This window comes from Bifidobacterium callitrichos DSM 23973, assembly GCF_000741175.1.
GTDB classification, from domain to species: Bacteria; Actinomycetota; Actinomycetes; order Actinomycetales; family Bifidobacteriaceae; genus Bifidobacterium; species Bifidobacterium callitrichos.
The window spans coordinates 95,571-108,896 of the sequence record NZ_JGYS01000015.1 but is presented as its reverse complement, the minus strand read 5'-3'; the positions used below and the strand labels follow the sequence as shown (position 1 = coordinate 108,896).

General features: G+C 66.2%; 10 protein-coding genes, 2 tRNA genes and 2 pseudogenes. 2 read left to right on the top strand and 12 right to left on the bottom strand.

Annotated features, from left to right (window positions below; genetic code table 11):
- Together BCAL_RS08670 and BCAL_RS08665 are read left to right on the top strand one after the other, a co-directional pair.
- On the top strand, nucleotides 1-828 hold an 828-nt coding region (locus tag BCAL_RS08670; RefSeq protein ID WP_043260076.1), incomplete at its 5' end, for a succinate dehydrogenase/fumarate reductase iron-sulfur subunit.
- 99 nt (nucleotides 829-927) lie between these two features.
- Nucleotides 928-1,599: an O-methyltransferase gene (locus BCAL_RS08665; RefSeq protein WP_043166595.1), complete on the top strand. Its 672-nt coding sequence runs from the start codon at nucleotides 928-930 to the stop codon at nucleotides 1,597-1,599.
- Nucleotides 1,600-1,638: 39 nt separating this feature from the next.
- Here BCAL_RS08665 and BCAL_RS08660 read toward each other — a convergent pair whose 3' ends face one another.
- The 12 genes and pseudogenes from BCAL_RS08660 to pflA all read right to left on the bottom strand — a co-directional run bounded on the left by BCAL_RS08660 (nucleotide 1,639) and on the right by pflA (nucleotide 13,308).
- Nucleotides 1,639-2,313, bottom strand: a complete 675-nt coding sequence (locus BCAL_RS08660) for an LOG family protein (protein ID WP_202961959.1) — start codon at nucleotides 2,311-2,313, stop codon at nucleotides 1,639-1,641.
- Between the two features lie 420 nt (nucleotides 2,314-2,733).
- Nucleotides 2,734-4,086 (bottom strand): annotated as a pseudogene (locus tag BCAL_RS08655) (Na+/H+ antiporter NhaA); the annotation flags it as partial.
- 162 nt (nucleotides 4,087-4,248) lie between these two features.
- Nucleotides 4,249-4,322: transfer RNA gene (locus BCAL_RS08650), tRNA-Arg, on the bottom strand.
- A 35-nt stretch (nucleotides 4,323-4,357) separates the two neighbouring features.
- A tRNA-Arg gene (locus BCAL_RS08645) sits at nucleotides 4,358-4,431 on the bottom strand.
- 107 nt (nucleotides 4,432-4,538) lie between these two features.
- Nucleotides 4,539-5,852 (bottom strand): ATP-dependent Clp protease ATP-binding subunit ClpX, encoded by a 1,314-nt coding sequence (clpX, locus tag BCAL_RS08640; RefSeq protein ID WP_043163902.1) that lies wholly within the window; start codon nucleotides 5,850-5,852, stop codon nucleotides 4,539-4,541.
- A 90-nt stretch (nucleotides 5,853-5,942) separates the two neighbouring features.
- Nucleotides 5,943-6,644, bottom strand: a complete 702-nt coding sequence (locus BCAL_RS08635; RefSeq protein ID WP_043163899.1) for an ATP-dependent Clp protease proteolytic subunit — start codon at nucleotides 6,642-6,644, stop codon at nucleotides 5,943-5,945.
- 5 nt (nucleotides 6,645-6,649) lie between these two features.
- A complete protein-coding gene (locus BCAL_RS08630; protein ID WP_107040650.1) occupies nucleotides 6,650-7,264 on the bottom strand; it encodes an ATP-dependent Clp protease proteolytic subunit in 615 nt (204 codons plus the stop codon).
- A gap of 72 nt (nucleotides 7,265-7,336) precedes the next feature.
- A complete protein-coding gene (locus BCAL_RS08625) occupies nucleotides 7,337-8,752 on the bottom strand; it encodes a chloride channel protein (RefSeq protein WP_043163897.1) in 1,416 nt (471 codons plus the stop codon).
- Between the two features lie 236 nt (nucleotides 8,753-8,988).
- Nucleotides 8,989-10,356, bottom strand: a complete 1,368-nt coding sequence (tig, locus tag BCAL_RS08620; RefSeq protein WP_043163895.1) for a trigger factor — start codon at nucleotides 10,354-10,356, stop codon at nucleotides 8,989-8,991.
- Between the two features lie 53 nt (nucleotides 10,357-10,409).
- A pseudogene (locus tag BCAL_RS08615) lies at nucleotides 10,410-11,659 on the bottom strand (HRDC domain-containing protein).
- 55 nt (nucleotides 11,660-11,714) lie between these two features.
- Nucleotides 11,715-12,380, bottom strand: a complete 666-nt coding sequence (locus BCAL_RS08610) for a DUF3000 family protein (protein ID WP_043163892.1) — start codon at nucleotides 12,378-12,380, stop codon at nucleotides 11,715-11,717.
- A 49-nt stretch (nucleotides 12,381-12,429) separates the two neighbouring features.
- Nucleotides 12,430-13,308: a pyruvate formate-lyase-activating protein gene (gene pflA / locus BCAL_RS08605; RefSeq protein ID WP_043163891.1), complete on the bottom strand. Its 879-nt coding sequence runs from the start codon at nucleotides 13,306-13,308 to the stop codon at nucleotides 12,430-12,432.
- Nucleotides 13,309-13,326 lie beyond the last annotated feature (18 nt).

Below are 13,326 nucleotides of genomic sequence, written 5' to 3'. Positions count from 1 at the left end.
CCCGCGGCCGCGTCGCGCCGCCGGCCCCGCGGCAAGCAGTGGGTGCAGGAGTACACGATTCCGGCACGCCCCGAGGACACCGTGCTCGACTGCCTGATGACCATCAAGCGCACCGTCGACCCGACGCTCGCCTTCCGCTATTCGTGCGGCCACGGCATGTGCGGCTCGGACGCGGTGTCGATCAACGGCACCCCGAACCTGCTGTGCACCGCCACGCTCAGGGACTGGGCGAAACGTCCCGCCTCCCCCGCGGCCGGCATGACCGACGACGAGGGATTCCGCCATACCGGCGAGCCCGCTTGCGAACCCGGATCCGCCGATGATGCCGACGACGCATGCGCCGGGAACGGCAGCCTCGGCGTCATCGAACTCGGCCCGCTGCCCGGCTTCCCCGTGCAGCGCGACCTCATCGCCGACATCGACCCGATGCTCGACCAGATCAGAAGGCTCAGGCCGTATCTTGAGGCGTCCGGCACGCTCGCCACCACTAAGGACGGCAAGGTGGACGTGTTCGAATACCTGCAGCGCCCCGATCAGCTGGCCAGATACGAGCAGCTGAGCAACTGCATCGCCTGCGGCGTGTGCGAGGGCTCCTGTCCCGTGTTCGCCGGCGGCGACGCGTTCATCGGCCCCGCCGCGCTCATCTGGGCCAGCCGCTTCATCAACGATTCGCGCGACACGCAGTCGATGGCCCGCATGGACGCGATCGACACCGCCGACGGCGTGGCTGCCTGCCAGTCGGTGCGCGCATGCACCCGTCAGTGCCCGCGCGGCATCGACGTCGGCGAGGAGATGTGGCAGATCGTCGCCAAGGTGCGCGAACGCTAGCGGCGGGTGCCGGCGTCGCGCGAAGCGTCGCCGGCGCCACGGACGGGACCATTCTTTTCGGGGCTCCGGCGGCCCCATCTTCAAGGAACATGGACGGTTATGGATAGGAAGCAGTACACGAATCTGACCCAGGCATGGCGGTACGTGGAGGACCACGCGCTCGCCGCGCAGTCACAGGAGATGCGTGACGCACGTTCCAGCGCCGAGGAGTCGGGACTGCCGCAGGCCTGCGCCTCGCAGGCCGTCTTCCTGTCCATGCTGGTGCGCATCACCCGTGCCCGTTCGGTGATCGCCGTGGGCACCGGTTCGGTCGTCGACACGCTCGAGCTCGCCAACGGACTGGACGGCGAAGGCCAGCTGACCGCGGTCGACTCGTCCACGCAGGGCATCGCCCTGGTGCGTAGGGCGTTCGATCGCGCGCAGGACACCACCTCGACGAAGCTGCGCGCGGTGAACGCGCCGGCCCGAGTGTTCCTCCCCCGTCTCAACGGCGCGAACTACGATCTGATCGTCGTCTCCGGAGACGCGGGCAACTATGCGACCACGTTCGAACAGGCGCCGCGGCTGCTGCGCGGGCATGGCGCCATCGTGTTCACCGATGTGCTCGCCTTCGAGGACTCCGTGATCCACGGCGGCGTGCCCGATCCCGCCGACCGCGGCGAGAAGGCCACCGCGATGAGGGCGCTGATCGACGCCGTCGAATCGGACGACCGGTTCTCCTCCACGCTGACGGCGATCGGCACGGGACTGCTCGTCGCCGTCATGAACTGACCGGTTACGGACAACCGAGCCGAGGCTGGTGCCGGTCGGTCACAGGGCGCCGGCTGCGATCTCGACCGCCTCATCCACGTCGTCCGTGATCGTCACCAGCTTCGGGTCCACGCCCGAGATCATGCCACGGTCCCTCACCGGCCCGTTCAGCCAGTCGAGCAGGCCCTGCCAGTAGGATCTTCCGAACATCACGACCGGCATGCGCGCCACCTTGTGCGTCTGCACGAGCGTGAGCACCTCGAACGTCTCGTCGAGCGTGCCGAAGCCTCCCGGGCATACGATGATGCCGGACGAGTACTTCACGAACATGAGCTTGCGTACGAAGAAGTACCGGAAGCTCATGCCGAGGTTCACGTAGTCGTTGATGCCCTGCTCGTGCGGCAGTTCGATGCCGAGCCCCACCGACCTGCCGCCGGCCAGCGCCGCCCCCTTGTTCGCCGCCTCCATGATGCCGGGGCCTCCCCCGGTGATGACCGCGACCCCTCTGCCGGCGAGCCGCTCGCCCATGGCGCGGGCCGCCTCGTAATCCGGCGAGTCGGCCGGGGTTCGCGCGGATCCGAAGATCGACACGGCGGGTCCGAGCTCGGCCAGGGCGCCGAAGCCGTCTACGAATTCGGATTGGATGCGCAGCACGCGCCACGGATCCATGTGCAGCCAGTCGGTGCTCTCATCGGAGCGCAGCAGGTTGGCGGTCGAGCTGTCGGCGGGGATCATGTCCCCGCGCAGGATCACCGGTCCGCGCTGATACGTCCGGTCGTACGGCGCCGACGCATCCGATGCCCCTGACGCACCCGACGTGTGCGATCCATCCTGCACGGCCGTCGCGTCCGCGTCACCCGTTGGATCCGTCCGGTTTGTTGTCTTCGTCCCGCTCATCGGCAGACTCCTTCTCCCTATCCATCCTTATCCACGCCCGCCACGGGGGCGTCCCTCATCCGGCCTGCCCCGTGTTCGGATTCGCGTCCGTCTTCAGCGATGACGACGCCGCCAGCGCAGACGCCTGATCAGCCGCTTGTGCACGGGCTTCGCCCCATCGTCGGCGGTCATCCTCGCCACACCCTCCAGACGACGTCTTCTCTCCTCGCGGCGCGCCTTGAGCTCCGCGAGCTGCTCGGGGGTGAACGCGTCGATGTCGACCCTGACCGTGCCGTCCGGAAGGATGGTGACGTGTTCGGTCTCCAGCTGTTCGATCTCCTCGTCGATGCGGCGACGGGCGTTCGCACGCTCGTACCGCCTAGACTGGCGGTTGAGCAGCACGCCCGATATGGCGGCGGCGATCAACGATCCCGCCAGCACGCCGAATCGTGCCTCGGCCGACAGCTCGGGATTGTCGTAGGCCAGCGAGGCGATCAGGAACGACACGGTGAAGCCGATGCCGCAGGCGCAGGCCGCGGGGAGCATGTCGCGCACGCGCAGCCCCTTGGCCATGCTGAGCCCCGCGACGTGCGTGGCGATCCATGCCGTCGCCATGATGCCCAGGGGCTTGCCCACCACAAGGGCCACGATCAATGCGAGCACCAGTGGCGAGAGCATCAGTTCGGGGGTCAGCGATTCGAAGTGCACGCCGGTCGCGAACAGGGCGAAGATCGGCAGCGCCAGCAGCGCGGAGAACGGCTGGAGCTTCTCCGCGTAACGTGAGGCGCGCGGCGAGGCCTCGCCGTGCATCTCACGCGAGGGGGTGAGCAGTCCGACCAGCACGCCCGCCAGCGTGGGATGCACCCCGGCTTCGAACATGCAGGTCCATGCGAGCAGTCCCACGACGGCCACCAGCGGCCAAGGCACGCGCTTGAGACGAACGAGGAACGCCCATGCCGCAGCGCACAGGGCGATGCCGATGAACCAGTACCAGGCGTTGAGCGACGAGAAGAACACGGCGATCAGGATGATCGCCAGCAGATCGTCTACCGTGGCGAGCGTCATGAGGAACGCCCTGATGGATCCGGGCAGCGCCTTGGCGAACAGGGCGAGGACCGCCAGGGAGAACGCGATGTCCGTGGCGGTGGGCACCGCCCATCCTCGGATCATCTCGCCGAACGGGATGTTGTTGCCGGTGGTGATCAGCAGAAGGTCACCCACCGGACCCGGACCGTATTGCGAGAACAATGCGATGACCACGATGAACAGCACCGGCGGAGTCAGCATGCCGCCCACGGCGCACAGCATCGGCACCGCCGCGGCCTTGGGATTGGCCAGCGATCCGGTGGTGAGCTCCTGCTTGAGCTCGAGTCCGACGGTCAGGAAGAAGATGGTCAGCAGGCCGTCCTGCGCCCAGTGGCCGAGGGGAAGGTCGAGATTCGTGTACGGGATCGCGATGTGCGTCTCCGCGATCGTCTCGAACAGGTGCGCCGTGGCGGGAAGGTTCGCGAGCACCAGTCCGACGAGCGCGAAGCCGAGCATGACCAGACCGGCTACGCGATCGGATGCCGCGATACGGTGGATGGTTCCCCAGAATCCCGAAGTGTGTCCGCTATCGCGATCAGTCGTCATCATCCCTCCCGTTCCTAGGCCATACCCATACAAGGGTACCGGAAGAACGTCATGAACGGCGTTTCGCCCCGAGCTTGGTCACGTGGTCGTCGGATGATCGACAGAAAAAGAGATGAAGAAAAGGAAAAGCCCCGATGCTACACCATCAGGGCTTGTTGCGCGTGCGCCGGACAGGATTCGAACCTGCGACCTGCTGATCCGTAGTCAGCTGCTCTAATCCGCTGGGCTACCGGCGCATACCGCTTGTTTATCCTCTTGCGGTGAAGAGGTGTGCGCCGGACAGGATTCGAACCTGCGACCTGCTGATCCGTAGTCAGCTGCTCTAATCCGCTGGGCTACCGGCGCATGTTGTCCTTGAGGCAACTCGACACATATTACATGCTTTCAATCGATCCGCAACTCGGCGTGTCGCGATTGCCGATCGATGTGGAAGACCGCCCAAAAGCCCGGTATCATGCGGTTTTGAGCTGTTCCGAACGCACCAGCTTCGGTTCGGCTCTGCCGAGCACGGCCGCCTCGTCGACGATCACCTGCCCGACGTCCGGCATGCTCGGCAGGCGGAACATCGTGTCCTGCAGCGTGCGTTCGATGATCGAACGCAGGCCGCGCGCACCGGTGCCCTGACTGATCGCGGTGGCGGCGATCGCGCGGATCGCCTTCTGCGTGAAGGCGAGATCCACGCCGTCGACGGCGAACAGCTTCATGTACTGCTTGACGAGCGAATTGGCCGGCTGCACGAGCACGGCGGCCAGATCGTCCTCGGTCAGTTCGTCGAGGACGCTGATGACGGGAAGTCTTCCGATGAACTCGGGCAGCAGGCCGAAGTCGGCGAGATCGTCGGCGGTGACATGGCGCAGCAGCTCCCTGTCCGGAATCTGATTGTCGCGCCATGTCGCGCAGAAGCCGCTCTCGTAGGCCCCCAGACGGTTCTTGACGATGTCCGCCAGTCCCACGAACGCGCCTGCGCAGATGAACAGGATGCCGCGGGTGTTGATCTGCACCGTCTCCTGATCGCGGTGCTTGCGCGTGCCCTCCTCGGGCACCGAGGCGATGGTGCCCTCCAGGATCTTGAGCAGCGCCTGCTGGACGCCTTCGCCGGACACGTCGCGCGTGATGGAGGTGTTCTCGCCGGATTTGCGGGCGATCTTGTCGATCTCGTCGATGTAGATGATGCCGTGCTCGGCGCGGGACACGTCGCCGTCGGCCGCCTGGATGAGCCGCTGGAGGATCGTCTCGACATCGTCGCCGACGTATCCGGCCTCGGTGAGCGTGGTGGCGTCGGTGACGACGAACGGCACGTTCATCACTTTGGCGAGCGATTGGGCCAGATAGGTCTTGCCCACGCCGGTGGGCCCCATCAGCAGGATGTTCGATTTGGAGACCTCGACGTCCGCCAGCGGATCGGCGGCGTCGGAGCCGAACACCCCGGCGTGGGCGCGGTCGAGCTGTCCGGCAGCCTCGTCCAGCTCCATGTTGACCCGCTTGTAGTGGTTGTACACGGCGACCGACAACGCCCGCTTGGCCTCCTGCTGGCCGATCACGTAGCGGTCGAGATACGCGCTGATCTGCATGGGCTTGGGCAGCTGCAGCGCGTTGATCTCAGCGTCCTTGCGGCGCTCCTCCGAGATGATGCCGACGCACAGCTCGATGCACTCGTCACAGATCGCCGCCCCCTGACCGGTGACGAGCTTGCGCACCTGATGCTCGGTCTTGCCGCAGAACGTGCAGGCCGGAACCTCATCGTCATAGCTCATCGCACGTCCCATGCATCTGCCCCCTATCGGTGTATGCGCTACCGTGGTCGAAGTACAACAATACCCCCGGCGCCCAATGGCCGGGGGTATTGGCGGAACCGCCTACTGGCGGTGTTCGAGCACCTCGTCGACGATGCCGTAGTCCTTGGCCTCCTGGGCCGTGAGGAACGTGTCGACCTCGATGTCCTTGCGGATCCTCTCGACGTCCTGACCGGTGTGCTTGGCGAGGGTGTTCTCGAGCCATTCGCGCATGCGCAGCATCTCGCGCGCCTGGATCTCGATCTCGGTGGCCTTGCCGAAGCCCTGGTCGATGGCCGGCTGGTGGATGAGCACGCGGGCGTTGGGCAGCATCAGACGCTTGCCCTTCGTGCCGGCGGCGAGCAGGATGGCGGCCGCGGAGGCCGCCTGGCCGAGGCAGACGGTCTGCACGTCGGGCTTGATGTACTGCATCGTGTCGTAGATGGCGGTCATGGCCGTCATCGAGCCGCCGGGCGAGTTGATGTACATCATCACGTCGCGATTCGGATCCTGGGATTCGAGCACGAGCAGCTGGGCCATGATGTCGTCGGCGGAGGTGTCGTCCACCTGCACGCCCATGAAGATGATGCGGTCCTCGAACAGACGCGTGTACGGGTCCTGCCTCTTGAAGCCGTACGGGGTCTTCTCCTCGAACTGCGGCAGGATGTACCGGTTCTGCGGGGCGAACGCGGCCTCGCGACGTGCGGCCGGCATGAAGCCGACGACTCCGGAGGGGCCGGCCAGACGGTCGGCGCGGGCGGCGAACCTCGCTTCCTCACTTGCCATGCTTGTCATTCTCCCTTCGTCATCGAATCGTGCGTGGTGATGATCTTGTCCACGAAACCATACTCCAGCGCCTCGCTGGCGGTGAACCAGTGATCGTACTCGTTGTCGCGGTAGATCTCCTCGACGGTGTGGCCCGTCTGCTCGGCGGTCAGCTCGCTCATGGTCTTCTTCATGTCCATGATGAGCTCGGCGTTGATGCGCACATCGGTGGTGGTGCCGCCGATGCCGCCCGAGGGCTGGTGCATGAGCACTCGGGCGTGCGAGGTCAGGAAGCGCTTGCCCTTGGTGCCGGAGCTCAGCAGGAACTGTCCCATCGAGGCGCACATGCCAAGGCCCACGGTCGCCACGTCCGGCTCGATGAGCTGCATCGTGTCGTAGATGGCCATGCCGGCGGTGATGGAGCCGCCGGGCGAGTTGATGTACAGCCAGATGTCCTTCTTCGGATCCTCCGCGGCCAGCATCAGCATCTGCGCGCAGATGCGGTTGGCCATATCGTCCTTGACCTCCTCGCCCATCCAGATGATACGGTCCTTGAGGAGACGGTTGAAGATCGGATCGGCGAATCCGGCCGGCGCGTCCTCGCCCGCCATGGTCGGAAGGGTTGCAAGAGTGTTGCTCACCTTGTTCTCCATTTCGAATATTCAGTCGTAAACAACTGTCAAGACTACCGCCTTCAAGCGACGGCCGGCGCATCAGCGCCCGTTTTCGGCTCGACGCGTAGTGCGCGACAGCATCCACTGCGAGACGAACGCCGAGGCGGCGACGCCCAGTCCGACGGGCACGAAGAAGGAGATGGGCGCCTCGGTCAGCTCCATGACGAGGCACATGGCCATCAGCGGCGCCTGCTGGGATGCCGACAGCAGCGCGGCGGCGCCGATCAGGGCGCAGGCGGTCACCGAGTCGGCCGGGAAGACGAGCATCCAGACAAGTCCCAGCATCGCCCCCAGGGTGGAGCCGAGGGCGATGCCCGGCTGGAGCACGCCGCCGGAGGCGCCGGAGCGGATCGTCAGGAGCGTCATGACGGTCTTGGCCGCGAAGGTGAGCGCCAGCACGCCGAGGATGGTCCACCAGCCGGCGAGCGAGAGCGTGTCGCCGGCGTTCGGCGCACCCCCCGCACTCGAGGCGAGCAAAGTCCACGGCGACGAGGCCGCGGAGGCCGCCGACTGCGCGGCTCCGGATAGGCCGGCGATCTCGGACAGGAAGGTGGAGAACCCCAGTTGGGCCGCCGCGCGTCCGTTGCCCATGACCTGCGGGACGAGAAGGGCGACGAGGCCGGTCAGCACGCCGGCCAGAGGCATCTGCCACAGGATGGCCGCGTCCTTGGGCTGATGCGCGCTCGCCCATGACGATCCCCTGCGGAAGAGGGCGCCCGCCACGCCGCATGCCGCGCCGCACAGCAGGGCGAACAGCATCAGGCTGGGCGTGGATTGGGGCTGCATCGCGGTGATGTCGTAGAAGGTATGGCGTCCCTTGATCAGGGATGCGACGAACGCGGCCGTCGCGGACATGCCCAGGCCGAATGCGACCTTCTCGAGGGTCACGTCGACCAGCAGGATCTCCACGGCGAAGAACATGCCGGCCAGGGGGGCGTTGTAGACGCCTCCCAGGCCTGCGCCGGCGGCGACGGCCACGATCATGCGCCGGTCGATCGCGCCCGCGTCGGAACCGTCCGCGCCGATGCGGAACAGATCGCAGAAACGCTGGGCGAGCATGGCGCCGAGTTCGCGCGGGGCGACCTCGCGGCCGATCGACGCGCCGGAGCCGACGATGAAGATCTGCAGCACGACATGCACGATGGTCTGCCACCATGGCATGCGCGCCCCCGCCACGGCCTTCTTGACCGACGGTACTCTGGCGGTCCTCGTGCGCAGCAGATACCAGATGACGCCCGCGATCGTCAGTCCGACGGTCACGGAGATCGCGCGTCGCATGCCCGGGACGCCGAACGGACCGGGCAGCTCCGATCCCTCGATGTAGCCGAGCATCGCGTGCTCCACGCCGTAGAGCAGTAGCGTGAGCAGTCCGGCGCCCGCGCCTATCAGTGCGCCGAGCGCCAGCGTGGCGCAGGTCAGCCATCCCATGCGTCTGAAGTCAACGGTTCGCTGCATGTCTCTCCCATCCCGTATCGAAGCATCGTTTTCTTTCACACGACAATGCCGTGAAATTTTTATTTCACCATACTCGTCGACATGTAACGACATCGTTTACATAAGCACTCGACGACGGCACGGATACGCGGGGTATCCGCTTGAAGGCGAGGGCGAACAATGCGAAAGGGGTTGGAACCGATGTGGCTCCAACCCCTCATGCCCGTTCAGACGGATGACCGGTCACGATTCGCCGATCACTCGCCGTCCTTGGCGGACAGCTCGTCGGCGACCGCGGCGGCGGCGGATGCGGCCTCGACGGACTCGGCCTCCTCATCCTCGGCGGCCTCGCCGAGGAAGGCGGACAGGTCGACCTCCTCGCCGTTGGCGGTGAACTTCACGGCGCGCATGCCGGCCAGCAGACCCTTGGAGCGGCCGACCTCCTGCACTGCGGAGCCGAGCTGGCCGTTCTTGATGATCGCCTGGATGAAGGCGTTCGGATCCATGCCGTACTGCTGGGCGATGGAGGCGAGGAAGTTGAACACGTCGGCCTGGGAGACCTGGACATCCATCTTCTCGGCGAGCGTGTCAAGCAGGATCTGGTCCTTGAGCTCCTTCTCGGCGCCCTCCTCGGCCTGCTGCTTCTGCTCGTCGGTGGCCTTCTCCGGATCCGGGGTCAGACCCTTGAGGTGCTCCTCGACGGCCGTGGCCTTCACGCCCTTCGGCACCGGGATCTCGAGGCCCTCGGCCAGCTTGGCGAGGAAGGCGTCACGCGCCTCGGTGGCCTGACGGCCCTTGGCGTCCTCGCCGGCGGCCTTGCGGATGTCGGCCTTGAGCTCGTCGAGCGTGTCAAACTCGGAGGCCTCCTGGGCGAAGTCGTCGTTGAGCTCGGGGAGCTCCTCGGCCTTCACGGAGTTGACCTTGACCTTGACGGTGGCCTTCTCGCCCTCGTGCTCGCCGTCCTCCAGCGTGCCTTCGAAGGTGGTCTCCTCGCCGGCGGACAGGCCGTCGAGGGCCTCGTCCAGACCGTCGAGCATCGTGTTGGAGCCGAGCTCGTAGCTCACGCCCTCCTGGGAGTCAACGACCTCGCCGTTGATCTCGGCGGACAGGTCGATGTTCGCGTAGTCACCCTTGGCGGCCGGACGATCGACGCCCACCAGGGTGCCGAAGCGCTGGCGCAGGGTCTCGAGACGCTTGTCGACGTCCTCGTCGGTGACTTCCGGGGCGGCGATGGCGATCTCCATGCCGTTGAGCTCGGGCAGCTCGATCTCCGGGCGACGCTCGACGGTGGCGGTGAACTTGAGCTTGGTCTCGTCCTTGGCGGACTGCGGAACGTCGGTGACGTCGAACTCCGGCTGGGCCATCGGGTGGATCTTCTTCTCCTCCAGAGCCTTGGAGTAGAGCTCCGGCACACCATCGTTGACAGCCTGGCCGGCGACGGCGCCGAAGCCGAAACGCTGATCGATGATCTTGCCCGGAACGTGACCCTTGCGGAAGCCCGGCACGTTCACCTGCTTGGCGATGTCCTTGCGGGCGGCATCGAGGTACGGGTCGAACTCCTCCGGTTCGACGGTGATGGTGAGCTTCACCTTGGTGGGTTCGAGGTTACGAACGCTGATCTTCACGCTAAACGCTCCTGAAAAATCGTATGTGTCCTATATCTGCCCGAAGGCAACCGTCATAGTATAGCGCGCGACACGGACGCGGCGATCAGACGCACCTGCCAGTCGCGCGCGCCCTGCTCCCTGAGGAACGCGGCCACGTCCCGCCCGGCCGGATCGTCGGTCCAGCACAGATTGCGCACGATCTGGGGCTTGATGATGACCTCGGCGGGCGTGCGCGTGTCCTCGGCTATCTGGTTGATGACGCGGCGCACGCGCTGCAGGCGCTCCCGGCGTTCGGGCCGGCGGTCCCACAGGCGCATCGCGCGCGGCGCGTTGGACTCGCCCTCCCCCTGGCATCCCATGGCCGGCATGGACGGCAGATCGCGCTCCGGCAGCGCCAGCGCCTCCTGGATCGTGGTCTTCCATACGGACGGCTTGACGATGCGCTGGATCGGGGCGTAGCGCTCGAACATCTTGTCCTGCTCGCCCCCGGTATGGATGCGCACGCGTTCGTTGAGCGAACGCACCATGCGGAACTCGCGGGCGTTGCGGGGCTTCCTCTCGGCGGCCTCGATGATGGAGGCGTCGGACAGCAGCAGCGTCGGCGCGATGTCGTATCGGCGCGCCAGCTCGTCGCGCTTGGTCCACAGGCGCGGGCCACGGCCAGTCCGCGACGGTCGCGGCCGAGTCTGGTGATGTGGGAGATGCGCAGCCATGGGATCGGATGCTGGTGCCGGGGCACGCCGGAGGTGCCCTCGTCGAGGATGTGGCGGAACTCCTCCTCGGCCCATTCGATCTTGCCCTGTCGTTCGAGGTCGGCGCGCATGAGCCGCTCGAGCTCGATCAGCAGCTCGACGTCGAGGGCGGCGTAGTTGCGCCAGTCGCGGGGCAGCGGACGATACGACCAGTCGGCGGCCGAATGCTCCTTGGCGAGGGTGATGCCGAGGTAGTGCTCGGTGACCGCGGCGAGTCCGAAGCGATGCAGACCGAGCAGGCGCGCGGACAATTCGGTGTCGAAGAGCCGCCGCGGCTTCAGGCCGATGTCGGCGAAGCCCGGCAGGTCCATCATCGCATCGTGCAGGATCCAGACGGCATCGCCGACGGCGTCGTTGAATTCGTGCCAGTCGGCACCGGCCCGGGTGAGCGCCACGGGGTCGAGCAGGAAGATGCCGGCGCCCTCGCGCTTGAACTGGATGAGCCAGTCCTCATGCCCGTATCGGAAGCCGGAGGCCCGTTCGGCGTCGGCGGCCAGCGAGCCCGAGGCGGCCGCCAGCGCCTCGCACGCCTGATGGTAGCCGGCGAGCGTGTCGGTGACCGCAGGCACTCCCCCGCGCGGCTCGGTCTGCAGTCTCGGTTCGGATCGTCGTTCCTGTCTGGAATCAGTCAACGGTTGCGCCCTCGTTGAATTGGATGGTGGATCTCAGGAAGCGGGCCCATGCCGCGACGTACGCGCCGGCGTCGAAGTGGACTCCGGTAGGGACCGCCGGGGTAAAGGATACACGCATCTCGCATCCGGCGGAATCGCCGTCGCCCAGGGAGCCGAACGTGGTGTTCTGCGTGACGGTGACGGTGCCGCCCATGCTTCCGCATTCGACGCCCTCCACGGCACCTTCCATCCGCTCGCACATGTCATCCCAGTACATGCCTGGCGCAAGGGAATCGTTCTCGACGCTGGACAGCGGCAGACGCGCGAAGGCGACGCAGCGCCAGTGCGCGCCCCAGTCGGAGCGGAAGTCGTTGGAATACAGCATCATGATCCAGCCGGTAGCGGCATCGGTCAGCGGGTCAGCATCATGCGGGAAGCCCCTGCCGTCCCCGTGCGGCCCAGATTCGAGCTCCACGCCGATGCCGTAGTCGGACAGCGTCGAGGGGACGGGGATCTCCCGGTAGCGCACGTCGTCGAGTCTCGGCATGGAACGGACCGATTCGACCGCGTTCCACACGGCGTCGGGCACGCCGGCAGGCCGCCCCGGCAGGTCCGGAGCGGCGTTGCGTCCGGCCTGTCGCGGATTCACGCCGGTGGGAAACGCATAGATGTCGGCCATGTCTCCAGCGTACGTGCACGCCTCGGGTTTCGTGGTATCGACACGTGAATTAATACACGGTGAAGCCGTGGGACTCGAACTGCTTCGTGACGCGTTCGCGCAGCGCGGCGTTCGGCCCCTTCTGGTTCTCCAGCGGGTACGGGATGCGCAGCTCATGCCACTTGGGCCGGCCGAGCTGATGGAAGCCGAGCACGTCGATGTGCTCGACGGCATCGCCGAAGCTCTCGCAGATGTTCGCCACCTGCTCGACGTTCTCCTCGGAGTCGGTCAGTCCCGGCACGAGCACGAAACGGACCCAGATCTTCTTGCCCGCCTTCGCGAGTCTGCGGCCGAAGTCGATGGTGGGCTGCAGGACGCCACCGGTGACCTTGTGGTAGGTCTCCTCGTTGCCTGACTTGACGTCAAGCAGGCACAGGTCGATGTCCTCGAGCATCTCGTCGGTGTAGTTGGTGTTGAGGAAGCCGGAGGTGTCGAGGCAGGTATGCACGCCCATCTCCTTGGCCGCGTGGAACACGCGCGAGACGAACGCCGGCTGCATCATCGACTCGCCGCCGGAGAAGGTGATGCCCCCGTGGGTGGCCTTGAACAGATCCTTGTAGCGGTCGACCTTCCTGATCATCGCGTCGAGGTAGACGGGCTGGCCATCGCGCATCTTCCAGGTGTCCGGGTTCTGGCAGTACTGGCAGCGCAGCGGGCAGCCGGACATGAAGACGGTCATACGGGTGCCCGGACCATCGACGGACGTGTTGATGTCCCAGGAGTGGACGAAGCCGATGTCGCCGGACTTGAGTGCGGCGATGCGGTCCCTGCGGTCGAGGCCGATCGGGGATTCGAATCCGGAGAGTCCTCCCATGAGGGTCTGGGACGCATACGACTTGGATTCGCGCAGCATGTGGCGCGTGGTGGTGCGGAACTGGGTTTCGGGCATCGTTGTCCTCCTCCAGAT

What these genes read in the sequence shown, in the direction of transcription:
- pflA (WP_043163891.1), bottom strand. Translation starts at nt 13,308, where the DNA reads ATGCCCGAAACCCAGTTCCGCACCACCACGCGCCACATGCTGCGCGAA.
- BCAL_RS08610 (WP_043163892.1), bottom strand. Translation starts at nt 12,380, where the DNA reads ATGGCCGACATCTATGCGTTTCCCACCGGCGTGAATCCGCGACAGGCC.
- clpX (WP_043163902.1), bottom strand. Translation starts at nt 5,852, where the DNA reads ATGGGACGTGCGATGAGCTATGACGATGAGGTTCCGGCCTGCACGTTC.
- BCAL_RS08635 (WP_043163899.1), bottom strand. Translation starts at nt 6,644, where the DNA reads ATGGCAAGTGAGGAAGCGAGGTTCGCCGCCCGCGCCGACCGTCTGGCC.
- BCAL_RS08665 (WP_043166595.1), top strand. Translation starts at nt 928, where the DNA reads ATGGATAGGAAGCAGTACACGAATCTGACCCAGGCATGGCGGTACGTG.
- BCAL_RS08625 (WP_043163897.1), bottom strand. Translation starts at nt 8,752, where the DNA reads ATGCAGCGAACCGTTGACTTCAGACGCATGGGATGGCTGACCTGCGCC.
- BCAL_RS08660 (WP_202961959.1), bottom strand. Translation starts at nt 2,313, where the DNA reads ATGATCCCCGCCGACAGCTCGACCGCCAACCTGCTGCGCTCCGATGAG.